Here is a 3712-nt window from a genome sequence, read left to right on the forward strand (position 1 = left end):
GAATAGTTTTGATACGAGAAAAACTCACCGCCCCAAATCTGATTATCATCGCCTAGTCCGGTACCATCCCAAACTACTCCCAGCACGGGTTGATCGGCATCCATCAGTTGGTTCTCGGCCAGTACTGCCGCAAAATGCGCTTGATGGTGCTGAACGCCTTCTACCGGAGCTTGAAATTCTTCAGCTAACTGATTTCCTAATTGAGTAGAGAAATATTGCGGATGCCGGTCGGTCAGGATTACTTCCGGCTGCGAATCAAATACCTCAAGTAGGTGAGCGAGCACCTTCCGATAACTTTCCTGAGAATCATAGCTGCCTAAGTCGCCCAAATACTGGCTGACGTACTGGTTACCGCACTGAGTATAGGCAAACGTGCTTTTTAAGTCGCTTCCCATCGCCAAAATATTTTTTTCGGGAATCAGTGGTTGCGGCAGTACAAATGTCGGGGCCATCCCGCGTGAGCGACGAAGCACGATCTTTTGTTTGACTTCTGAGCTAAACCGAACCACCGAATCATCCTGCGGAACGACAACCTCCCGGTTATACGTCAGACGAAAATCTACCAAGTTTGATAATTGGCGTTCGGCTGCCTCTTCGGTGTAGACAATCGGTGATCCGCTGATATTGGCACTGGTGGCTACTAAAGGGCGATTCACTTCTTGTATCAGAACTTCAAACAGAGGCGCATACGGTAGCATTACTCCTACCTGCTGTAGATTGGGAGCAATTTGATTAAGTGCTATTCGCTGTTTTACCGCCTCAGTTATCGGAAGCAGAACAATGGGAGATACTGAGCCAGTCAGCAGTTCTGCAGCTTTGTTATCTATTGGAATATCCTGCTGCAACTGCGCCAACGATGGGTACATCACAGCTAGCGGTTTCGTCGGGCGATGTTTTCTTGCTCGCAGTGTACTTATCGCTCCCGGGTTCGTAGCATCGCAAACTAATAAATAACCGCCTACTCCCTTAATAGCGATAATCGCACCCTCTTGCAATTTTTCAGCAACCTTATTAACGATTGATGATTGATGATTGATGATTGGTTTTTGTTGGGCGTCGTAGAGCGAGAGCTTGACCGGACATTGCGAGCAGGTATTCGCCTGGGCGTAGTAGCGTCGATTAGTGGGATTATCGTATTCTTGCTGGCAATCGGTGCAGAGGTCAAAGGGAGCCATCGCGGTGGTCACCCGGTCGTAGGGCAACCCTTTAATAATCGAGTACCGAGGGCCGCAGTGGGTACAATTAGTAAATGCGTACTGGTAGCGACGATCACCTGGCTGGTTTAATTCCAACCGGCACTTAAGACACAGTCCCAAATCTGGGGTTAGCAAGACATCCCGTCGGAGGGTATTTTCGCTATGAACGATGGAGAAATTACTAAATGCTTGTTGAGCTACTTCTCGGAGATCATAATTAGTAATCCGAGCTACGGGAGGGTGCTCCTGAAGGACAGCTTCCAAAAGTAGTTCTGCTACCGATTGGGTAGCGTTCACCCAAATGCGGACTCCATCGCTACGGTTGCTTACTTGCCCCGAGAGGCTGAACCGCTGCGCAAGTTGGTAGACAAACGGGCGAAACCCGACTCCCTGTACTTGTCCTTGAATATGGATTTGATAGGTTGCCAAAACTAGTTATACGGCTGCTTCCTCAGTTTGCTCTTCTCTCTTTTCTTTAACTTTATTCAGCAGCCACTGGCACCAAGCATCGATACCCTCGCCGTTGGTACTAGAAATTTGTAAAACTTCTATATCGGGATTTACCTCGCGCGCATCCTTCACCACGGCATCCACTGAAAAGGGCAAGTAAGGCAGTAAATCCGCCTTGGATACTAACATCAGATCGCTGGTCAGGAACATGCGGGGGTACTTCTTGGGCTTGTCGTCACCTTCGGTAGTAGCCATCAGCGTTACCCGGTAATCTTCGCCCAAATCGAAGGAAGCCGGACACACCAGGTTTCCTACATTCTCGACGATCAGTAACTCTACACCATCTAGGTCAATTTGGTCCATCGCTTGCCATATCATTTGCGCTTCCAAATGGCAAATGCCCCCGGTTACAATTTGCATAGCTTCTATTCCGGCCTCGCGAATTCGGGCTGCATCCCGTTCGGTTTCCAGGTCGCCTACCAGCACTTTCATCTTTACCTGATCGCTAATGCGCCGAGCGGTTTCCTGCAACAACGTGGTTTTTCCGCTACCCGCCGATGAGGTAATATTGATCATCAGAATATTCCTACGCTGCATTTCCTTGCGAATATTCTCAGCCACAAAGTCGTTAGCCTTCAACAAATTAAGCGAGGTATTTTCGCACTGTACGCTTCCTCTCGCTCCCTTGCTTGATTTTTCTATTGCCATAATTATATTGGGTTTTAGGGATTAGGTGTTGGAACAAGGAGACTGGAAACCGGAGCGGTTCCCCGCCGGGACTGAAGACCGGAAAGGTGAATAGTAACACTAAGCTCACGGTTTCTATTTTCTTCCATCTATTTTATCCGTTCCTAATCAACCATTTTTTAAATTTTCACATCTCTCATTTCACCCCTCATATTTTCATTATTCATTACTAACTGCTAATTGTTCATTGAAATGTACTTGATGGATGAGCAGTTCGGTTCCCTGCACTACGTTGTTATTTAACTGTCCGCATTCTTCGCATACGAATTTATACTGATGCACTTCCGACTTTCGGTCGCAACCGGCGCAGTAGATGACTACCGGAACGGTTTCTATTTCTAATTTCACTGCTTGATACTGCGTTTCGGTTTCAGTCAATGCTTGGAAAGCATTTTGCATCAGAATGGGCTCCACGTTGGATAGCATTCCTACCTGCAAGTTTACCTGCACCAGCCGATTCATTTTATCTGCCGGAAATTCGTCTTCCAGGGTACGAAAAATACTTCTCACCAACGATACTTCATGCATACCCCTCGCTTTTTGATTCTTGCTTCAATTGCGCCAACTGCTCTAAATGCCGCTCAGCCTCAGCTACCAAGTCCGGCGCATCCACCAGCGACTTTATCTCCTGAGCCTTGTCCAGCATATCCCGGTAGCGAACGTGGTTAAAATCTTCCTCCCCATTATCTAGAAACCAACTGGCTTCCAAATAATTAAGCAGCGTAATTGCCCGTTCGTAGGGATACGCGGGGGTGCGTACGGCTAATGCTTCGTTATAGTATTCTAACGCTTTTTCGTAGTTATCAATTCGCAAGGCAGTCGGATATTTGGTCAGCGCATTGGCGTAGTTGTTACACATTAGGCCGTATTCGTATGGGTACTCTTCTTTGGTAAAATAATTGAGTGCTTCCTGAAATGAGGTGGCGGATACTGCGGCCCAAATGCCTTTTTTCTGCTGTAGATCCGACATCTCAGCGTAGAGCACCCCTAATTGGGCGTGGATTTGGGCGAAGGTTTCAGGAGCTTCATCTCGCTTAAATACTTTTAGTGCTTCCTGATAGGTGTCAATGGCCGGTTTATAGAACTGAGGATTACCATTTTGGGCCCAAGTGTACAACAGCGTGCCCTTTCGTAGCAAGCTGCTTCCTACTAATTCGGGCAAATCATTCTCTTTAAAGATGTCCAACGCCCGATTAATATATCCCAACGACTCGGAGTAGCTTTCGGAAATATTGGCTACTTCGGAAGCATCAATCAGTAGTAGTCCCACTTCCGCCATCCGCTCTTGTCGTTCCAAATACGTAAGAGTATCCCAGAGT

The 3712-nt window shown here is 47.3% G+C and carries 3 protein-coding genes and 1 pseudogene; all 4 read right to left on the reverse strand.

What is annotated here, in order from left to right:
* The coding region (gene hypF, locus WBA23_RS22765) for a carbamoyltransferase HypF (RefSeq protein WP_424584577.1) at positions 1-1625 on the reverse strand (1625 nt) is incomplete at its 3' end.
* A 6-nt stretch (positions 1626-1631) separates the two neighbouring features.
* Positions 1632-2354: a hydrogenase nickel incorporation protein HypB gene (gene hypB / locus WBA23_RS22770; protein WP_424584578.1), complete on the reverse strand. Its 723-nt coding sequence runs from the start codon at positions 2352-2354 to the stop codon at positions 1632-1634.
* A 198-nt stretch (positions 2355-2552) separates the two neighbouring features.
* Positions 2553-2921, reverse strand: coding sequence for a hydrogenase maturation nickel metallochaperone HypA (locus WBA23_RS22775; protein WP_424584579.1), 369 nt, complete (start codon positions 2919-2921; stop codon positions 2553-2555).
* Positions 2914-3712: pseudogene (locus tag WBA23_RS22780) on the reverse strand (hypothetical protein); the annotation flags it as partial. The pseudogene WBA23_RS22780 and the gene WBA23_RS22775, both read right to left, overlap by 8 nt.

The organism is Tunicatimonas sp. (genome assembly GCF_049647865.1).
In the GTDB taxonomy this organism is placed as follows: Bacteria; Bacteroidota; Bacteroidia; order Cytophagales; family Cyclobacteriaceae; genus Tunicatimonas.

Coding starts and splice junctions, on each gene's coding strand:
- hypB (WP_424584578.1), bottom strand. CDS start 2,354: ATGGCAATAGAAAAATCAAGCAAGGGAGCGAGAGGAAGCGTACAGTGC.
- WBA23_RS22775 (WP_424584579.1), bottom strand. CDS start 2,921: ATGCATGAAGTATCGTTGGTGAGAAGTATTTTTCGTACCCTGGAAGAC.